At 50.1% G+C, this 509-nt stretch carries 1 protein-coding gene; it reads right to left on the bottom strand.

The window, feature by feature from the left end:
* Window positions 1-7: 7 nt before the first annotated feature.
* Window positions 8-509: hypothetical protein (locus AC2W7G_RS18420; protein WP_485869704.1), on the bottom strand; the 502-nt coding region annotated here is incomplete at its 5' end.

The raw sequence follows: 509 nt of genomic DNA, 5'->3' as shown, positions 1-509 counted from the left end.
GTCTGCCTCAGCAGTCGTGTTTACTCAGGATTTCACCAGTGGTTAACCAGAAGAATTCACAGTTCGGGATAGTCTTGAAGTCCTTATCGCAGGACACCAGCACCGCATGGTCGCAGCCCACAATCTGAGGTCGTGTACCAATGATGCCCATACAGTCATCGCCCTCAAGCGTTGGCTTCAGGAAGCTGTTGAACCGTGGGTCAGCCATCACTTCAGCTACGAACTTCTTGTATCCTACAGGCTTGCGAGAACCCTTACGGTTGGCCTTATAGGTAGGAAGAACGTCCTTACGCCAGTTATTATCGTCAGTAAAGCACATCACAATCTTAGCGTCTTTCCACGCCTTGCGCTTCTTAACGATTTCAGCGATGGTGTTCTCAAGGATACGACGAGCCTTGGCGTGGTCACAAATCAGAGTATAAATATCATCGCCCCAGTCTGTCTCGTCCTCGGCAGCAGCCATAGAAGAGAAGACCAGATAGTCACCATCCAGCACCAGAGCAATCTTC

This window comes from Aeromicrobium sp. PFPM2_SD2 (assembly GCF_057364525.1).
Note: the sequence above shows the minus strand (reverse complement) of the source record. Positions and strands in the feature narration are given on the sequence as shown.